This is a genomic window from Kocuria sp. HSID17590 (assembly GCF_003989485.1).
Lineage (GTDB): Bacteria > Actinomycetota > Actinomycetes > Actinomycetales > Micrococcaceae > Kocuria > Kocuria salsicia.
In genome coordinates, this window is sequence record NZ_RBMB01000001.1 from 1 (window position 1) to 18,630 (window position 18,630).

Genomic DNA, 18,630 nt, shown 5'->3' on the forward strand with positions numbered 1-18,630 from the left:
CGCTCCGGTGTGCTGCGCGGTGCCGCGCTGGCGCCCGGGGGACTCCGCGCGGTGGCGACCCCTCGCGTGGGAGCGGCGTGCGGCGTCGTCGTCCGCCGAGGCCGTGCCAGCGGCGACCGCCACACCGGCGCTCGCGCGGGCCAGGGACTCGCCCTCGACGTCCACGTTCGGCATGATGCGGTCCAGCCAGCGCGGCAGCCACCAGGCCTTCTCGCCCAGCAGACGCATGACCGCCGGGACCAGGAGCATGCGCACCACGAAGGCGTCCAGCAGCACACCGCCCGCGAGCGCGAAGCCGATGGGCTTGATCATCGCCAGCTCCGAGAAGATGAAGCCCGCAAACACGGAGATCATGATGATCGCGGCCGCGGTGACCACGGAGCGCCCGGCCCGGAAGCCGTACACCACGGCCTGGCGCGCGGGGTGCCCGTGGACGTACGCCTCGCGCATGCCGGAGACCAGGAACAGCTGGTAGTCCATGGCCAGGCCGAAGAGGATGCCGATCATCAGGGTGGGCAGGAAGCTCAGGATGGGCCCGGGATCGTGCACGCCGAACACGGCACCGCCCCAGCCCCACTGGTACACGGCCACCACGGCGCCCAGGGAGGCGAGCACCGAGAGCAGGAAGCCCAGGGTGGCGATCACGGGAACCAGGATCGAGCGGAACACCATGAGCAGCAGCAGGATGGAGATGACCATGACCACGCCGAGGTAGAGCGGGAGCTTCTCGCCGAGCAGCTGGGAGACGTCGATGTTCGCGGCGGTGGTGCCCGCCACGCCCACGTGGACGTCCTGCTGGGAGCCGAGATCCCCGTTGAGGTCACGAATGCTGCCCACGAGGTTCTCGGTGGCCGCCTCCGCGGGACCGGACTCGGGGATCACCTGGATCACACCGGTGGCGCGGTCGTCCGTAAGCTGGCCGGGCAGGACGTTGGCCACGTCCTCCTGCTGCGCCAGGCGGTCCGAGACGGCGTCCATCTTCTCCTGCGCCCGGGCCTTGTCGAGACCCTCGGGCAGGTCCACGACGACGGCGATCGGGCCGTTCTCGCCCGCACCGAAGTCCTCGGCGATGCGCTGGTACGCCCTGTACTGGGTGCTGTCCTGGGCCTCGGTGGAGGCGTCCGGCAGCCCGAGGCGCATGCTCTGGGCCGGCAGGGCGAGCACGATCAGCACCGCCGCGCACGCCACGGTGCTCAGCCACGGGTGGCGCAGGTGCAGGGGCACGTTGTGCTCGTCGATCACGCCCTCGCGCGGCTCGGCGCCACGCTGCTTCCTGGGCAGCACCCGCGTGCCGGCCAGGGACAGCAGCGCGGGGGTGAGCGTGAGGGTCATGAGCAGGGCCACCAGCACGGCCAGACCCGCCGCGGTGCCCATCAGGCCCAGGAACGGGATGCCGGTGACGTTCAGCGCCACGAGCGCCACGATCACGGTCAGCGCCGCGAAGAACACCGCGGTGCCCGCGGTGCCCACGGCCATCCCGATGGACTCCCGCACGGGCATTCCCCCGCGCAGCTGCTGGCGGTGCCGGTTGAGCACGAACAGCGAGTAGTCGATGCCCACCGCCAGGCCCAGCATCACGCCGAGCATGGGCGTCACGGACATCATGTCCACCACGCCGGAGAAGGACAGGGTGATGCACGAGGCCACGGCCACGCCCAGCAGCGCGGTGAGCACGGGCAGCACCGCGGGCACCACCGCCCGCAGCATGATCAGCAGCACCAGCGCGGCCACGACCACGCCGATGACCTCCGAGGGGCCCAGCAGCGCGGTGATGTCCTGCGCTATCTCCTGGGAGAAGTCCACGTCCACGCCGTCCACCGGGTGGCTGCGGACCGCGTCCATCACGGCGTTCTTGGTGTCCGCCTCCACCGCGTTCTGCTCCTGCGTGAAGTTGACCACGCTGATCGCGGAGTTCTGGTCCTTGGACACCACGCGGTAGTCGCCCATGCGCTCGAAGGACTTCTCGCCCTCCTCGAGCTGGGCCTTCTGCTGCTCCATGGCGGCGGGATCCACCCCGCGCTGCTTGAGCACCTGCTCCGCGCTCACCCCGGGCGGCAGGCTCTGCTTGAGCTGGGCGATCTGCTTCTCGCCCTGGTCCAGCTTCGCGCGGCCGTCCTTGAGCTGCTGGCGGCCGTCGTCCAGCTGCTGCTGGCGTTCGAACGGGTTCACGGTGGAGGCCACGCCGGAGACGTCCTGCGTGGCCTTGAGCGCATCGGCGACGCCGTCCTTCTGCGCCTGCGTGAACGCGGAGCCGTCCGTGGTGTGGAAGACCACCCGTCCGGTGCCCTGGTTGGCCTCGGGCATCTCCGCCTTGAGCCGGTCCGCCAGGTTCTGGGTCTCGGTCCCGGGGATGGTGACCGCGTTGCTGAGGTTCACCCCCGAGAGGGCCACCCCGCCCACGGCCAGCGCCAGGACGGCGAGCCACACCAGGATCACCGCCCACGCGTGAGCGGCTGCGCTCTTGCCCAGCCTGTAGAGAAGTCGTGCCACGGGATGTCTCCTACTGAATCGGAAGGGTTCTCTTGCGTGCGCCGCCGGGTGTGCGCCGCAGCGCGTGCCCGGACGGTGCGGGGCGGGCCCCGCGCGAGGTCGGAGGGCGCCGGCGGACAGGCCGACGCCGCGTGGTCAGGAGTCGAAGCCCCGCCCCAGGACGTCCAGGGCGGTGGAGAGCAGCTCGTCCCACGTGCGGCGGCCCCGCTCGTCCAGGACGCCGCCGGTGCGGGCGAGCCACTCGTCCAGGCACTCGGCGAAGGAGTTGATGAGGGTGGTGGCCACCAGGTGCGTCTGGAACGGCGTGTACCGGGGCAGCCGTTCCCGCAGCACCTCGTCCAGGCGCTGCACCGCGGTGCTGGTGACCCGGAAGCTCCACAGGGACGCCGCCGGGGTGCCCTTGACGTCCACGGAGAGCACCGGCTGCAGCTCGGCGATCAGCCCGCGGGAGCGCAGGGCGTGGATCAGCTGCCGGTAGACGTCCCCCAGGCTCGCCTCCCCCGCCGGCCCGGGGTCCGGCAGCTCCTCCAGCACCCGGCCGATGAGGTCGGTGGCCAGTTCCGACAGGTGCTCGAACACCGCGTCCTGCGCCGAGGGGAAGTGGTTGAAGATGGTGCGGCGGGACACCCCCGCGCGCTCCGCGAGCTCGTTGACGGTCACACGGTCCGCGCCCCGCTCCGTGGCCAGCTCCCCCGCGGCCACGATGATGGCCCGGCGGTTGCGCAGCCGGATGGCCTCGCGCTTGTCCTTGGGCTCCGCCGCGGGCCGCTGGCGGCATCCGGAGATCAGCTGGGGTGTCACGTGCGCCATCGTACGGCAGTCATTGCACTGTGTGCACCTTTCTGTGCGGAGGGTCTCACCGGTCCGCACCCGGGGGCGCCGGTCTCCACCTCAGTGCAGGTAGCGCGCCCGCACGTCGGCGGGCAGCATGCCCCCGCCCGTGAGCCACGCGAGGTGGGTGGCGCCCTCCGGAACCCGCACCCCGGCACTCTCGGGGGAGCCACCACGCGCCGCGTCCCCCGCCACCCGGAGGATGGATTCCAGCGCCGCGGCAGCCGACGGTTCCACGACCATGCCTTCTGTGGCATACAGAGCCTTGACCTGGTCCGTCATCTGCTCGTCCGACGCCGTGACGCAGCCCGCGATCAGCCCCTGCATCGCACGTCCCACGAAGCCCGAGGGACGCCCCACGGCCAGACCGTCCGCGAGCGTGCGGGTGGTGAGTCCGAGCTCCGCCACGGAGATGCCGTCGTGGAGTCCCGTGTGCAGCCCCAGGAGCATGCACGGCGCCTGGGTGGGCTCCACGAACACGCAGCGCACCGCATCCCCGAACTCCCGCGCCAGACCGTAGGCCACCCCACCGGGTGCCCCTCCGATCCCGCACGGCAGGTACACGTAAAGGGGATGGTCCTGATCCACGGCGATGCCCTGGTCCGCGAGCTGGCGTGCCACGCGCGCGCCCGCCACGGCGTACCCGGCAAACAGGCTCAGGGAGTGCTCGTCGTCCACGAAGTGCACCGCATCGTCGTGCTCCGCCGCCCGGCGACCCGCCGCCACGGCCTCCGTGTAGTCCGTGCTGTGCTCCACCACCTCCACGCCCCGCGAGCGCAGCAGGTCCTTCTTCCACTGCTGGGCGTGGGTGGACATGTGCACCGTGGCCTGCAGTCCGAGCGCGGCGGAGATGATCCCGATGGACAGTCCCAAGTTGCCGGTGGAGCCCACCACCACGCGGTGCTCGGCCATGAGGGCGCGCAACGGTGCGCTGCTGAACGCCGTGCAGTCCACCGTGCGGGAGGCTGTGCCGTCGGTGGGGCGTGCCGCACCGGTCCGCGCAGCCTCGTCCGGACCGTCTGCTGCGCCGACCGCAACGCCCGCACTCAAGCCGGGGGCAGCAGCCCCGCCCGACGACGGCCGGTGGGCCGGGAGTGCCGGGGCCACGACCGGGGCCAGCCCTGCGCCTGCGTCCGAATCCGGGTCCGGGTTCTTCATCGGGCCCGGGCCCAATGTCGAGTCCGCGTCCGCCGTGGAGTCCCAGCCCGTTGTCGGGCCCGGGCCCGGGTCCGGCAGGAGGCCGTGGGCCACGGCCAGTGACTCCGCGTACTGCAGCACCTCGTGCACTCCTCCGCGCGCCTTGACGGAGCCGCTGACCGGGAGGATGTCATCCCTCTTGAGGAGCACCCGCCCACTCCGCACCCCGGCGGCGTCCTGCCAGGCCGAGGCCTCCTGCAGCGGCGACTCGATGAGTCCGCCCGCTGCGGCGGTGTCCGGGAAGGTCGCCGCGATCCAGGGGCGGAAGCGCTCGAGGCGCGCGGCGGCGTCGTCAACGATGGCGGGGTCCACCCCGGACGCCGCGAGCCCCTGCGCGGCGTCCGTCGCGGCGGGATTCCACCAGGTCAGGGGCTCTTCCCGGGCCAGGCGCGCGGTCAGCGGATCTGCGAGGAGACCGCCGGGGAAGACGTCCTCCCGAGCCGGGGGCAGGGATACGGGGCGCGGGTCGGGGCGCTGGGCTGTCATGCGTCCATCATGGCGCCGTCAGGGGAAGGGGACCACCGGGGGGCGCCTCACACCACCCGGCGCGTGCTCTCCGGGCGGGTGAGGTGCATGCCCACCGCGGCCACGAGGCCGGCGATGCCCGCGCCCAGGGTGATCAGGAACCCGCGCTGCGGCACCTCGGACAGGAACCCGCCCATCGCGGAGCCGAACGAGACCCCCAGGACGATGCACGTGGTGAGCATGGTCATCACACTGGCCATGCGGTGAGACGGCGCGGCCCGCTCGCCGCGCGTGTATGCGCTGACCAGCAGGGTCCCCACGCCGAGGCCCGTGGCCGCGTAGAGCACACCGAGGGGCACCGGGCCGGGGACGGTCATGAGGGCCACAGCCGTGGCGCCCACGATGAGACCACCGGCCGCCACCCGCACCGACAGGGGCACGCGCGACGGCAGCCGGGACACCAGCAGGCTCGCTAGCGCGCTGCCCACCCCCATGCAGCCGTAGATCAGACCTGTGTAGGCCTCCGTGCCGCGCTCGGCGTTGATGGCGGTCAGGGCCGTCTGCGTGGAGCCGAACACGGTGCCCACGCACAGGCACGCGAGCATGGGCGGCAGCACCGCGGCCCAGCGGATCCGGGGGGCGGTGCCGTCCGTGACCTCCATCGAGCGGGTGTCCAGGCTCAGGTTCCGGCGCTGCGCGAGGTAGACGATGAAGCAGCCCTGACCGAGCAGCACCCACACCATGAGCACCACGAGCGCGGGGTTCGGACCCAGCACCCCCACCAGCACGCCCGCGATCACGGGGCCCAAGACGAACCCCACCTCGTCGCACGCCGTTTCGTAGCCCAGCGCCCTGCTCACCAGCCCGGGCGTACGACGACGCCGCGCGAGCGCCGACCAGCGCGCCCTCGCGATCGCGCCGATCTGCGGATTGGCGGCGCCGATCACGGCACCGCACACGAGGATGAGGGAGGAGGGCGCCTCGAGCAGCACCACGGCCAGCAGGGAGCTCATGCCCAGCAGCTGCACCACGGTGGCGGACACGACCACGGGCAACGGTCCGAAGCGGTCCACCATCCGACCCAGCAGAGGGGCCCCCACCGCTGACCCCAGGCCCGTGGCGGCCACGGTGAGACCGGCGAGCCCCAGCCCCAGTCCCGCGCCGCTCACGTAGAGCAGCACCCCCAGCTGGACTGTGGCGGCGGGCAGGCGGCCGATCAGCCCCGTGATCAGGAACGGCCAACCACCCGCGGCCACGAGCGAAGGGGCACCTGCCGGCGCGGGCGTCGTCGTGCGCGGGGATTCGTGGGGCGGGGGTGTGCTCATGTGCGTGCTCCTGGGTACGTCGGACAACCGCGCACCCGACCACACACGCGGAGAACCCCTGTCTACGCCGCCGATTCTACCGGGGCGCCGCCGGGGGATGGTGCTGTCTTGTGGAGTAAACGCAGCCTGAGCAGCGAAAATCCGCGTTTGCTCCGTTGGTGCAGACACCCACCCCAGGATTAAGTGCAGCTTTTGCCGCTTACTCGGTGGTAGACAGCAAAACCTGCCCTTAATCCTCACCGGGGGGGGGCAGACGGCCCAGCACGCATCCCCAAATGTCCTGCACGCCAGGACCAGCGGCCGCGTGTCCCGCGTCACATACTGGGGGCATGACGGACACAGCAGACAGCGCCCGCCACACCGTCGTCGTGGGCGCGGGCACCGCAGGATCCATCGTCGCCGGGCGCCTCGCCGAGGCCGGGCACCGCGTCACCCTGATCGAGGCGGGCGGCGAGGACACCAACCCGGCCATCCCGCACCTCTCCCGCCTGGGCGAGCTCTGGCACAGCCCCGAGGACTGGGACTACTTCACCGTGCCGCAGGAGCACGCCTCCGGACGGGTGATCCACTGGCCCCGCGGGCGCGTGCTCGGCGGCTCCCACGCGCTCAACGCCGCCATTTGGGTGCGCGGCAACCCGCTCGACTACGACGACTGGGCCGCGGCCGGCTGCGTTGGCTGGGCATGGCGCGACGTCGCCCCCGTCTTCGAGGCGCTCGAGGCCTGGGACGGGCCCACCGCGGACGACGCCGCCGCGCCCCGCGGCACGGACGGTCCCGTTCCGGTGGTCGGCAGCTACCGGCGCAGCCCGATCTTCGACTCCATCATCGCGGCCGCGGAGGCCGTGGGGGTGCCGTTCAACGCCGACTACAACTCGGGCTCCCAGGAGGGCATCTCCCAGGAGCAGCTCACCGTGGCGGACGGCAGGCGCGTGACCACCTACATGGCGTACGCGAAGCCGTGGGTGGACCGGGGCGCCATCGAGATCCACACCGGGGCGGTGGTGGAACGGCTCGTGGTCACGGACAACCGGGTCACGGGGGTCCAGCTGCACGCGGGCCCGAACGCCGAAGTGGAGGGCGTCTCACCCGAGGAGCCCACCGCGGACCTCCGCTCGGACGGGGAGATCATCGAGGCGGACGAGGTGGTGCTGTGCGCCGGGGCGCTCGACAGCCCCAAGATCCTCATGCGCTCGGGCATCGGCCCCGCGGAGCACCTGCGGGAGGTGGGGATCGAGCCGGTAGTGGACCTGCCCGGCGTGGGCGAGAACCTGCACGACCACCTGCTCGTGCCCGTGATCGCGGAGGCCACCGCCCGGACCATCGAGCACCCCGAGAACGAGATCGCGGTGACCCAGACGCACCTGTTCTGGAAGTCCACCCCGGACCAGGACCGCCCGGACACCCAGCCCCTCCACTTCTGCGTGCCCATGTACGACGACCAGATGGAGGGACCCGCCAACTCCTTCACCCTGCACACCGGGCTGGTGCGCCCGTACTCGCGGGGCAGGATCACCCTGACCGGGCCCAGCAGCACGGACCCCGCCCACTACGACCCCAACATCTTCTCGGACCCCCGGGACCGGGAGGCGCTGCGGGCATCGCTGCGGCAGGGACGGGCCATGGCGGCGTCGTCCCCTCTGGCCGAGGAGTGGGGCGCGCGGGAGATCTACCCCGGACCGGACGTGGTCACCGAGGCGGACGAGGACGCCTACATGGACCGGGCCGTGACCACCTACCACCACCAGGTGGGCACGTGCCGCATGGGCACCGACGAGATGGCCGTGGTGGACCCCGCCACGCTGCGCGTGCGGGGGGTGGACGGCGTGCGGGTGGTGGACGCCTCCGTGATGCCGTTCATCACCAACGGCAACACGAACGCCCCCTCCGCCATGATCGGCGAGAAGGGGGCGCGGATGCTGCTGGGAGGGTGACCTGAGACCGGGTCACCGGGGCCGAGGCCCGGCCAGAGCCCGGGAGAGCGTGTGCACTCCGGGGCGGCGTGCAGACCCCCAGGCACCCGTCGGACCACGAGAAATGCGCCCCGCCGCAATCGGCAGAGCGCATTTCTCGTGGTCCCCGGGGAGCTGTCCTCGCCCGCGGACGAATGATCAGGGAGTGATCAGGAGATCACGGAGATGTTCGTGGCCTGCAGGCCGCGGTCGCCCTGCTGGACCTCGAACTCCACCTTGTCGCCCTCGTTGAGGGAGCGGAAGCCGCCGGAGTTGATGCCGGAGAAGTGGGCGAAGACGTCGTCGGAGCCGTCCTCGGGGGCGATGAAGCCGAAGCCCTTGTCAGCGTTGAACCATTTGACGGTGCCAGTAGTCATAGTCAGACCTGTCTTTCTGAGAGAAAGTGAGCTCGTCCCGAATTTCGGGGGCTCGGCGTTGCGATGCTTGCCACGAACGTTTCTTCAGAAAAACTGCCACACCTCAGACGGTGGGGTGATGCTTAAAAGACAAAACGAAACCTCAACAACTTCTCCTCAAGCTACGGCCCCGGCGTGCCGGAGTCAAACGCCGCGCCCCGGCGCCCCTCCGACCCGCCCTCCTCCAGACGGCCCCGGGTGCCCGGTCTCAGACGCGCGCTGCGGCGAACGGGTAGTCCACGTAGCCCTTGGGGCCGCCCAGGTAGAACGTCTTGGGATCCGGGGTGTTCAGCTCCAGGCCGTCGCGCCAGCGCTCCACGAGGTCCGGGTTGGCGATCAGCTCGCGCCCCACCATGACGCCGTCCGCGAGGTCCGCGGCCATGATGTGCTCGGACTCCTCGAGCTCCGTGTACTCGCTGAACCCGCTGTTGAGGTAGAACACCCCGTCGAACTGGCCGCGCAGCTCCTGCACGAACTCGCCGTCGATGTCCTTGTACAGCACGGACAGGTAGGCCAGCCCCAGGTCCCGCAGGCCGGCGAGCAGCGCGGAGTAGGTGGCCCGGACGTCGTCGTGGTCGTCCTCGATGGCGCCCTGGACGTTGTGCTCGGGGGAGATCCGCAGACCCACCCGGTCCCCGCCGATCTCCTCGACGACGGCGCGCACCACCTCGACCACGAAGCGCGCCCGGTTCTCGGGCGAGCCGCCGTACTCGTCCTCGCGGTGGTTGGCGGACGGGGCCAGGAACTCGTGGAGCAGGTACCCGTTGGCGCCGTGGATCTCCACGCCGTCGATCCCCGCGTCCACCGCACGGCGCGCGGCGGAGACGAACTCCTGCCGGATCCGCGGCAGCTCATCAACCTCCAGCGCGCGGGGCACCGGGATGGGCTGCTTACCGCTGGGCACGTGCGTCTGCTGGTCGATGCCGACGGCGCTCGGGGCCTCCGGCGTGGCACCTCCCGTGAGCTCAGGGTGCGAGACGCGGCCCGCGTTCATGACCTGCATGAACATCACGCCGCCCTTGTCGTGGACCCCCTCGGCCACGCGGGACCACCCGAGCGCCTGCTCGGTGGTCTCGATCCCGGCCTGTCCCCAGAACCCCCGGCCGGTCACGGCGGGGAACGTGCCCTCGGTGACCACCAGGCCCGCAGAGGCACGCTGGGCGTAGTACTCCACGTTCATGTCCTTGGGCACGCCGTCCTCGTCGGAGCGCATCCGGGTGAGCGGCGCCATGGCCACACGGTTCTTGAGCTCGAAGGCTCCTACGGTGATGGGGTCGAACAGGGTGGGCATGCGGGTCCCTCCGTCGGTAGAGTGCTACTGCTGAGTCATCTACGGAACACCCTTGCCGCGCTGATCATTCCCGCGGAAACTTCATGGTCCCGCACGAGCTTCGCCCACCGGTCCCGACATCCGCCAGGCGAGCGCCCCCGCAGCCCACAGACGGTCACGCGAATGGGCCGGATTCACCCGTCTTGCGATGGGTGCATCCGGCCCCGCGCATCAGGCCCGGCCACAAGGTGCGGTCGTCAGCGGGAGATCACCTTGCTCGCCGCCACGGACTTGAGGCCCTCCACGCCGAACTCCAGGCCGAAGCCGGACTTCTTGATGCCGCCGAAGGGGATGCGCGGGTCCACGGCGCCGTGCTTGTTGATCCACACCGTGCCGGCCTCGAGGCGCTGCGCCACGGCCATGGCGTTGTCCGTGCTGGAGCTCCACACGGAGGCACCGAGCCCCACGTCCAGGCCGTTGGCCATGGCCACGGCCTCGTCCACGTCCGAGTATCGGATGACGGGCAGTGCTGGGCCGAACTGCTCCTGGGTCACCAGGGGGTTGTCGTTGGGCAGGTCCGCGATGATCGTGGTGGGGTAGAAGTAGCCGGGCTGCTCGGCCACCGGGTCTCCGCCCATGAGCACGCGGCCGCCACCCTTCTTGGCGTCCTCCACGAGCCCGGCCACGATGTCGTACTGCTGCTTGTTCTGCAGCGGGCCCAGCACGTTCTGCTCCTCGCGGCCGTTGCCCATGGGCATCTGCCGGGCGACCTCCACGAGGGCCTCGCACACCTCCTCGTAGACGTCCTCGTGGACGTACAGCCGCTTGAGCGCCGCGCACGTCTGGCCGGTGTTGATGAACGCGCCCCAGAAGAGGTCCCCGGCCACCGCCCGGGCGTCCACGTCCGGGAGCACGACGCCGGCGTCGTTGCCTCCCAGCTCCAGGGTCAGGCGGGCGAGGCCGTCCGCCGCGGCGCGCATGATGGCCTGACCGGTCTTCGTGGAGCCGGTGAACATGATCTTGTCGACACCCTCGTGGGTGGACAGCGCCTTGCCCACCTCGCCGCCGCCGGGGACCACGCGCAGGACGTCCGCGGGCAGCGCCTGGTTGAGCACGCGCACCAGGCCCACCACTGACAGCGGCGTGTACTCGGAAGGCTTGACCACCACGGTGTTGCCCATGCGAAGCGATGCCGCGACCTGCCACACGGTGATCATCATGGGCCAGTTCCACGGCCCGATGGCCCCCACGACGCCGAGCGGCACGTACTGCATCTCCGCGTACCCGGACTCGTCGTCCACGAGCACCTCGGGCTCCAGCGGGAAGTCCGCGCTGGCACGCAGCCACCCCACGCAGCCGCCCACCTCGAACGCCGCGTTCGGCCCGTTCTTCACGGGCTTGCCCTGCTCGCGGGACAGCAGCTCGGCGAGCGCCTCCGCGTTCGCCTCGACGGCGTCCGCGGCCCGGTGCAGGTACTCGGAGCGCTTCGCGTGGCCCAGCCCCGCCCAGTCCGGCTGGGCCGCGCGGGCGGCGGCCACGGCGTCGTCGAGCTCGGCGGTGGTGGACTCGTGGACCGTGCCGACCACCTCCCCCGTGGCGGGGTCCAGGATCTCGCGGCCGGACGGGTCCGTGATGGCGGAGAGCAGGTCTTGGCAGGTGTTCACAGTGGCTCCTCTGGGGCGGTGGACGGGCGGCGCGGGTGAGCGCGGCCGGCTGCCCCCATTGTGCCGTGGATCACTCGCGCGCAGCAGGCGCCGGAGGTGCTGCGCAGGCAGAGACAAGTGGGGCGCACTGTGGGACAAGGTGCTGCGATGTGGTCCAGGACACACTGGGGACAACGATCCCCGGACCACAGGAGGCCCCCGTGGCAGAGACCACCACCCTTGCGAGACGTAACCTGTCCACCACGTCCGTGGTGTTCATGATCATTGCGGCATCCGCCCCGCTGACCGTGCTGGCGGGCGGCGTCCCCACCAGTTTCGCGGTGTCCGGGCTGCTGGGCGTGCCCCTGGGCTACCTGGCGCTGGGGATCGTGATCATGGTCTTCGCCGTGGGCTACGGCGCCATGAGCGGGCACGTGCAGAACGCCGGAGCGTTCTACGCCTACGTGACCGAGGGTCTGGGCAACCGACAGGGCATTGCCGCGGCCATCCTGGCCCTGGTGTCCTACAACATGATGCAGGTGGGCCTCTACGGCCTGTTCGGCTTCTCCCTGGCCACCCTGCTGTCCTCGACCCTGGGCGTGGCCGTCCCGTGGTGGGTGGCCGGGGGGATCGGGTGGCTGGTGGTCGCCGCGCTGGGCGTCAACAGCGTGGACCTCTCCGCGAAGGTGCTGGGCTTCCTTGTGGCCCTGGAGTTCCTGGTGGTCACCGTGGTCTCCGTGATGGCCCTGGTCAGTGCCCCGGAGGGCCTGTCCCTGGAGACCGTGAACCCCTCACACTTCCTCACCGGGGGTGTGGGCGTGCTGCTCGCCTTCGGCATCGCCGCGTTCATGGGCTTCGAGTCCGGCGCCATCTACTCGGAGGAGACCAGGAACCCGCGCCGCACCGTGGCCCGTGCCACGTACATCGCGGTGGGTGTGATCGCCGTGTTCTACGCGCTGTCCGCGTGGGCGCTCTCCGTGGGGGTGGGCCCGTCCGCGATCGTGGGGGCCTCCCAGGAGCTCGGGCCGGACCTGGTGTTCGCGTGGCTCGGCGAGCGCAGCCCCGCCCTGGCCACGGTGGCCAACGTCCTGTTCATCACCTCGCTGCTCGCGGCCCTCGTGGCGTTCCACAACGGCGCGGCCCGCTACTTCTTCGCCCTGGGCCGCACCGGCGTGCTGCCCCGCGTGCTGGGCCGGGTGTCCGCCCACTCCGGCGCCCCCTTCGCGGGGTCCCTCGCGCAGTCCGTGGTGGGCCTGGTGGTCATCGTGGTCTTCGCGGTGGCCGGAGCGGGGTCGGAGCTCGGGGAGATGTTCCCCGTGCTCACCCTGTTCACGTGGCTGACCAACGCCGCCGCCTTCGGCCTGGTGTTCTTGCTGGCCGTGACGTCCGTGGCCGTGGTGGCCTGGTTCGCACGGGACCACCACGGCCACGGGCTCTGGACCCGGCTGGTGGCCCCGGTGATCTCGGCCGTGGCCCTGATCGCCGTGGCCGCACTGATCCTCTCCAACTTCGACCTCATGATCGGCGCGGAGGGCTTCTCCCCGCTGGTGGTCGTGATGCCCGGGATCATCATCGGCTCCGGCGTGGTGGGCCTGCTGTGGGGCGAGGTGCTGCGCCGCACCCGCCCGGAGATCTACGCCGGGATGGACCACGTGGACCGGATCCCCGAGTCCCAGGAGATCCCCGTGGTCCCCGAGCGCCGCTGAGCCCACCCCGTTCCCGGACGACGACGCCGCACCCGGCCCACGGACGCCCTGCACCACCGTGCACCACCCGCCGGCACCGGGCGCCCGAGGCGCGCTCGGCACCCGGGTGACCGGGCGGCGTCGTCCGCACCCTGTTCGTCCCGATAACCCGCAACCCCTGGAGGTACCCGTGAGCAACCCGCATGTCGTGATCGTCGGAGCCGGTTTCGCCGGCCTGGTGGCCGCCCGTGAACTGCAGATGGCAGGCGTGGACGTGGAGATCGTGGAGGCCCGCGACCGCGTGGGCGGCCGCGCCTGGACCGAGGAGCGCATGGGCCGCCCCCTGGAACTGGGCGCCACGTGGGTGCACTGGATGCAGCCGCACGTGTGGAGCGAGATCACCCGCTACGACCAGAGCATCTACCCCAGCCCGTTCTGCGACGACGCCTACTGGATCACCGGGGGCCGGGTGGAGCACGGCACCGAGGCGGACCTGGATGCCGCTCTGGCCCGCCCCATGGCCAAGATCTTCGAGGACTCGCGGGAGTTCTTCCCGTACCCGTACGAGCCCCTGCACGTGCTGGACGAGAGCAGCGGCAGCACCCCCGAGCTGCGGGAGCGCTTCCGCGCGGCGGACCAGGGCAGTGTCCTGGACTGCCTCAAGGGCGGTGACTTCACCCAGGAGGAGCGGGACTTGTGCGACGCGTACTGGTCCGCCGCGTACATCGGGGACCCGCACCAGGGGTCACCGCTCATGGCCAAGCAGTGGGCGGCGCTGTCCGACCACCGGTTGAGCCTGGTGGACGAGCAGACCCTGCGCTTCAAGCTCACCCACGGCATGCGGGGACTGTACGAGAACATCGCCGCGGACCTGCGCTGCCCCATCCGCCTGAACACCCCGGTCACGGCGGTCGACCACCGCTCCGACGGCGCCACGGTCACCCTGGGCACCGGCGAGAAGATCTCGTGCGACAGCGTGATCGTCACGGTGCCGGTGGGGGCGCTGCCAACCATCGAGTTCACCCCGGGCCTGCCCTCGGGGATGCGCACCGTGATCGACCAGCGCTGGAACTCCACGGGCTGCAAGATCTGGGTCAAGGTCAAGGGCCACCACAGCATCCTGGGCTACGCCCCCACCCCTCACAAGGCCGCCGTGTTCCGCAGCGAGTTCTTCATGGACGACGACACCACCATCTGCGTGGGCTTCGGCTCCCACCACGACGCCGTGGACCTCACCGACCCGCGGGACGCCCAGGCAATCGTGGACCAGTGGCGCCCCGACCTGGAGGTCGTGGACTGCACGGGCCACGACTGGGTGGCGGACAGGTGGAGCGGTCAGGCGTGGGCCACGCTGCGCTCAGGGCAGTTCACCAACGGCTGGCACCACTTCCGCTCCACCGACTCGCGGCTGCGCTTCGCCGGGGCGGACTGGGCGCGCGGCTGGCGCGGCGTGGTGGTGGACGGCGCCATCGAGACGGGCCTGTCCACCGCCCGGGAGGTCCTCCGGGAAATCCGCGCCTGAGCCGCACCCCAGGACGACGCCGCTCGCGCCCTTCCCGGGGCGGGCGGCGTCTGCGCGTGCGAACCGTGCCGGGCCACCAGGTCCGCCCGGTCCGTGGCCACGCGGCCCTCGGTGCCGCGGCACATGCGGTGCACGGTGCCGGTGTGTCTGCGGCGCGCGGGATGCTCCGCGCGGTGCGACACGGAGGCCGCCGGGCGGCGTCGTGCGCCGGCACTTTCAGGAGGAGCTGAGCACGCGGCGCCGGTAGGCGGTGGGGGACTCCCCGTACTCGGCCTTGAAGGCCTTGCTCACGTGGGCGGGATCCGTGAGGCCGTGCCGGGCGCTGATGGTGTGGACGGTGTCGTCCCGGTGGGCCGGGTCCGCGAGCTCCGCGCGGATGGCGGCCAGGCGCACCGCGCGGATGTGGGCGGCCACCGTGAGGTGCTGCGCCGCGAACCGGCTGTGCAGCTGACGCACCGACACGTACAGGGCGCGGGCGATGGACCCCGGGGAGAGCTCCGGATCCGCGAGGTGGTCGGCGATGTACGCGGTGGCCTGCTGCACCAGGAGGTCCCCCGCGTGCGCCCCGGCCGGCTCCACCACCTCCGCGGAGAGCACACTGACCAGCATGTCCAGCGCGGAGCGCACCAGCTTGCTCGCGTGGGGGCCGCGCAGCAGGTCCATGTTCTCAGCCAGGTTGCGGAACATGGGAACGGCCACCCGGCCCAGACCGTCCTCCTGGCCGATGCGCTGGGCGGTCACCAGGTCCAGCTGGGCGGGGATCAGCTGCACCACCGAGCGCGGGAAGGTCATCACCAGGCTGTGCTGGGGGTCGTCGTAGACCAGCTCGTACGGGCGGTAGGCCGCGTACAGGCCCAGTCCGCCGGGGCCCAGCACGCACTCCCGCCCGTCCTGGCGCAGCCGCGCCCGACCCTGCAGCTGCAGGCTCAGCTTGAGGTACTCCCCCGCGTCCCGGGCCACCATCTCGGCGGTGCGCACCACCCGGTGGGCGCCGGTGGTCATGTCGAAGAGGTGGACGTCGTCCAGTTCCACCGTGGTGAGATCCGCACGGAACTCGCTGTCCACGGGAGCGGTGATCTCCAGGGCCGCGAAAGAGGCGTTGATGGTCTCGCGCCACTGCGCGAGGGTGAGGTCCGTGCGGCGCCCGGCGGCTTCCTGGCCCGTCATGCGCGCCCCCTCTCGGATCCGCCCGCGGCACTGCGGGCCCGTGTCCGCATGCTACGCCGCCGCGGGCCGCGGCTCCGGGCGTCACCGGGGAAACACCCGCACCCCCTGCCCCTAGAGTGTTCTCAGACCGCGCCGCCGCCCGCCCTCGGGTGCGGCTCCCCGGGCCTGCACCGCTGCGGCCCCGACGTCCGGAGGACCACCATGTACGCCGATCCCACCGACATGAACGCCATCCGCGAGCTGCTCCACGAGATCCTGCGCAACGACCCCGCCCCGCTGCACCTGGGGATCGACCTGGGCGAGATCGAGCAGGGGCGTGTGAGCATGTCCATGACCGTCTCGGACTTCATGGCCAACGGCCACGGCATCTGCCACGGCGGATACCTGTTCACCCTCGCGGACACCACGCTCGCCTACTGCTGCGCCACCGCGGGTGCCCCGATCGTCACGCGCAACGCCGAGATCACGTTCACTGCCCCCGCGCACACGGGCAAGACCGTGACCGCCACGGCCACGCGCCGGGTGAGCTTCGGCAGGAACCAGATCTGCGACGTCGTGCTGGAGGCCGACGGTCACGTGGTCGCCTACTTCACCGGGCAGGGCACCACCCCGCCGGCCCCGAAGACGCAGGTGCAGGCCTGAGCCCGGGCTCCTGAACGAGCGCGTCGACCCGGCCGTCACAGGCGGCCACGACCCGCTGGGCGGCGTCCTCCTCCGTGAGGTTCGCGGTCACGGGCACGAGGTTCTCCCCGAGCTCCTCGGCGAGGCTCGTGAGACCGTCCTCCGCGAGGTCCACGGCGATCACGCGGCCGCCCTCGGCCACCACGCGCACGGCCACGGCGCGGCCAATGCCCGACGCCGCTCCGGTCACCACCACGGTTTGGCCGGCGAACCTCTCGGGGGTGGTCTTCTCCACCCACTGGGCGTTGAGCATCTGGGGCATGGCGGGATTCTCGGACATCACGATCTCCTTCGATCAGCACATCGACGAGCAGTGGGGTGGTTCAGACGGAGTCCGTGCGGTGCACAATCCGTCCGTCGCACACGGTCAGCTCCGCGGTGACGTCCTTGAGCTCCTGGGCGTCCACCTCGAAGGGATGACGGTCCAACAGCACCAGGTCTCCCAGGAAGCCCTCCGCAATACAGCCCACCCTGTCCTCGTCGAAGGACGCCTTGGCGGCCTCCACGGTGTAGGCGTCCAGGGCCTCGGCCACCGTGATGTTCTGGGCGGTGTCCATGACCTGCCCGGACACGGACGTGCGGGTCACGCACGCGGAGATGCCCAGCCAGGGGTTGGCCGTGGTCACCGGGAAGTCCGAGTTGCTGGGTGCCACGATCCCGCGGTCCAGGAACGTGCGCATGGGGTAGGTCCGCCGCATCCGCTCCGGCCCGAGGTTCGCCAGGTAGGAGTCCCCCAGCTCGTACAGGAAGGCCGTGGAGGACGCCGCGATGATCCGGCTGCCGGCCAGGCACCGGAGGTCCTCCTCCGTGGGCAGGGCGCAGTGCTCCACCCGGTGACGCCGCGCGGTCACCAGCTCGTGGAACGCCGCCTCCGGGTCCTCGCTCTCGGACGCCACCTCACGCCCGGCGCCCTCGATGAGGTCCAGGGCCTGCTCCACGGCGCGCTCTCCGATCCCGTGGATGGCCAGGCGCAGCCCGTTGCGCAGGGCCTGCGCGGCCATGGGGGCCACGTCGGGAGTGTCGTAGTACAGGATGCCGCGGGAGTCCGAGCCCTCGAAGGGCTCCTCGACCGCGGCGGTGCGCCCGCCCACGGAGCCGTCCAGGATGAACTTCATGCCCTGGATCCGCACCATGTCGTCGCCCAGGCCGCTGCGGATCCCGGTGCCGATCACCTCGTCGTAGCTGCCGTGGAAGTCGCCGAGCTGCAGTGCGAAGTACCACGGGCGGAACCGGGTGGTCAGCTCCCCCGCGTCCTTCAGGCGCAGGTAGGCGCCCATCTCCACGGGCCCGGTGCTCATGTCGTGCACCGTGGTGAGCCCCCACGCCGCGAACTCCCGCTGTGCCACGCGCATCCCGGCCAGGAACTCGGAGGGCTCGGTGGCCGGCAGGTCCGCGAGGGACATGGCCTTCTCCTGCAGCAGCCCGGTGGCCTCGCCGTGCTCGTCCCGCACGATGCACCCTCCCGCGGGGTCCGGGGTCTCCCGCGTGATCCCCATGCGCTCCAGCGCCGCGGTGTTCACCAGGGCCATGTGCGCGCACGTGCGCTTGAGGAACACGGGGTGCTTCGGGGCCGCCTCGTCCAGGTCCGCACGGGTGGGGCCACCCCCGTCCATGCGGTGCTCGTCGTAGCCCCACCCCGACACCCAGTCCCCGGCGGGGGCCTCCCGGGCGGCGTCCCGGATCGTCTCGACGACGTCGCTCGCGCGCCGTGTGACCGACGGCCGGCAGTCCGCCTGCAGCGCCATCCGCGCGTACGTTCCCGGGTGGCCGTGGGACTCGATGAGACCGGGCATCAGGTACCGCCCGCCCGCCTCCACCACCGGCACCCCGGGTGCCGTGCGGCGTCGTGCCTCGCCCGGGTCCCCCACGAAGGTGATGACGCCGTCCTCGACCACCACCGCCTGCGGCTCGTCCAGGTACTGCCCGGCAGGTCGGTGCACCACGGCGTCGACGACGGTCACGCTGCGTGCGTTGTGAGCTGTCATGTGC

Annotated in this window: 14 protein-coding genes; 4 read left to right on the forward strand and 10 right to left on the reverse strand. The window is 71.5% G+C overall.

Features of this window, described 5'->3' with window-relative positions; genetic code table 11:
* The 4 genes from D8M39_RS00005 to D8M39_RS00020 all read right to left on the reverse strand — a co-directional run.
* Positions 1 to 2,490 (reverse strand): MMPL family transporter (locus tag D8M39_RS00005; protein WP_148111753.1); only part of this gene is annotated, 2,490 nt, incomplete at its 3' end.
* Between the two features lie 135 nt (positions 2,491 to 2,625).
* Positions 2,626 to 3,291, reverse strand: coding sequence for a TetR/AcrR family transcriptional regulator (locus tag D8M39_RS00010; protein WP_055082971.1), 666 nt, complete (start codon positions 3,289 to 3,291; stop codon positions 2,626 to 2,628).
* 90 nt (positions 3,292 to 3,381) lie between these two features.
* Positions 3,382 to 5,004 carry a D-serine ammonia-lyase gene (locus D8M39_RS00015; RefSeq protein ID WP_094393320.1) on the reverse strand — a complete coding sequence of 541 codons (1,623 nt, stop codon included), beginning with the start codon at positions 5,002 to 5,004 and terminating at the stop codon, positions 3,382 to 3,384.
* Positions 5,005 to 5,051: 47 nt separating this feature from the next.
* Positions 5,052 to 6,308 carry an MFS transporter gene (locus tag D8M39_RS00020; protein WP_055082949.1) on the reverse strand — a complete coding sequence of 419 codons (1,257 nt, stop codon included), beginning with the start codon at positions 6,306 to 6,308 and terminating at the stop codon, positions 5,052 to 5,054.
* 329 nt (positions 6,309 to 6,637) lie between these two features.
* On the opposite strand from D8M39_RS00020, the gene D8M39_RS00025 reads away from it, so the two are divergent.
* Positions 6,638 to 8,239, forward strand: coding sequence for a GMC family oxidoreductase (locus tag D8M39_RS00025; protein WP_094393318.1), 1,602 nt, complete (start codon positions 6,638 to 6,640; stop codon positions 8,237 to 8,239).
* 188 nt (positions 8,240 to 8,427) lie between these two features.
* On the opposite strand, the gene D8M39_RS00030 is transcribed toward D8M39_RS00025, so the two are convergent.
* The 3 genes from D8M39_RS00030 to D8M39_RS00040 form a co-directional block, all read right to left on the reverse strand.
* On the reverse strand, positions 8,428 to 8,634 hold the full coding sequence (locus D8M39_RS00030) for a cold-shock protein (protein ID WP_012399300.1): 207 nt from the start codon (positions 8,632 to 8,634) through the stop codon (positions 8,428 to 8,430).
* A gap of 247 nt (positions 8,635 to 8,881) precedes the next feature.
* Complete coding sequence (locus tag D8M39_RS00035; RefSeq protein WP_126874113.1) at positions 8,882 to 9,964, reverse strand: alkene reductase; 1,083 nt, start codon at positions 9,962 to 9,964, stop codon at positions 8,882 to 8,884.
* Between the two features lie 236 nt (positions 9,965 to 10,200).
* The gene (locus D8M39_RS00040) at positions 10,201 to 11,607 is read right to left on the reverse strand and encodes an aldehyde dehydrogenase family protein (protein ID WP_126874114.1); all 1,407 of its coding nucleotides are present in this window, start codon (positions 11,605 to 11,607) and stop codon (positions 10,201 to 10,203) included.
* Positions 11,608 to 11,807: 200 nt separating this feature from the next.
* On the opposite strand from D8M39_RS00040, the gene D8M39_RS00045 reads away from it, so the two are divergent.
* Together D8M39_RS00045 and D8M39_RS00050 are read left to right on the forward strand one after the other, a co-directional pair.
* Positions 11,808 to 13,292 (forward strand): APC family permease, encoded by a 1,485-nt coding sequence (locus D8M39_RS00045; protein ID WP_126874115.1) that lies wholly within the window; start codon positions 11,808 to 11,810, stop codon positions 13,290 to 13,292.
* A 169-nt stretch (positions 13,293 to 13,461) separates the two neighbouring features.
* Positions 13,462 to 14,793, forward strand: a complete 1,332-nt coding sequence (locus D8M39_RS00050) for an NAD(P)/FAD-dependent oxidoreductase (protein WP_055082941.1) — start codon at positions 13,462 to 13,464, stop codon at positions 14,791 to 14,793.
* Positions 14,794 to 15,009: 216 nt separating this feature from the next.
* On the opposite strand, the gene D8M39_RS00055 is transcribed toward D8M39_RS00050, so the two are convergent.
* Positions 15,010 to 15,960 (reverse strand): helix-turn-helix domain-containing protein, encoded by a 951-nt coding sequence (locus D8M39_RS00055; protein WP_126874116.1) that lies wholly within the window; start codon positions 15,958 to 15,960, stop codon positions 15,010 to 15,012.
* 201 nt (positions 15,961 to 16,161) lie between these two features.
* On the opposite strand from D8M39_RS00055, the gene D8M39_RS00060 reads away from it, so the two are divergent.
* The gene (locus D8M39_RS00060; RefSeq protein WP_012399306.1) at positions 16,162 to 16,602 is read left to right on the forward strand and encodes a PaaI family thioesterase; all 441 of its coding nucleotides are present in this window, start codon (positions 16,162 to 16,164) and stop codon (positions 16,600 to 16,602) included.
* Here the strand turns inward: D8M39_RS00060 and D8M39_RS00065 are convergent.
* Both D8M39_RS00065 and D8M39_RS00070 read right to left on the reverse strand, forming a co-directional pair.
* Positions 16,550 to 16,921 (reverse strand): SDR family oxidoreductase, encoded by a 372-nt coding sequence (locus tag D8M39_RS00065; RefSeq protein ID WP_238693872.1) that lies wholly within the window; start codon positions 16,919 to 16,921, stop codon positions 16,550 to 16,552. The genes D8M39_RS00060 and D8M39_RS00065 overlap by 53 nt on opposite strands.
* A gap of 43 nt (positions 16,922 to 16,964) precedes the next feature.
* The gene (locus D8M39_RS00070) at positions 16,965 to 18,626 is read right to left on the reverse strand and encodes an amidohydrolase (protein WP_126874117.1); all 1,662 of its coding nucleotides are present in this window, start codon (positions 18,624 to 18,626) and stop codon (positions 16,965 to 16,967) included.
* Positions 18,627 to 18,630 lie beyond the last annotated feature (4 nt).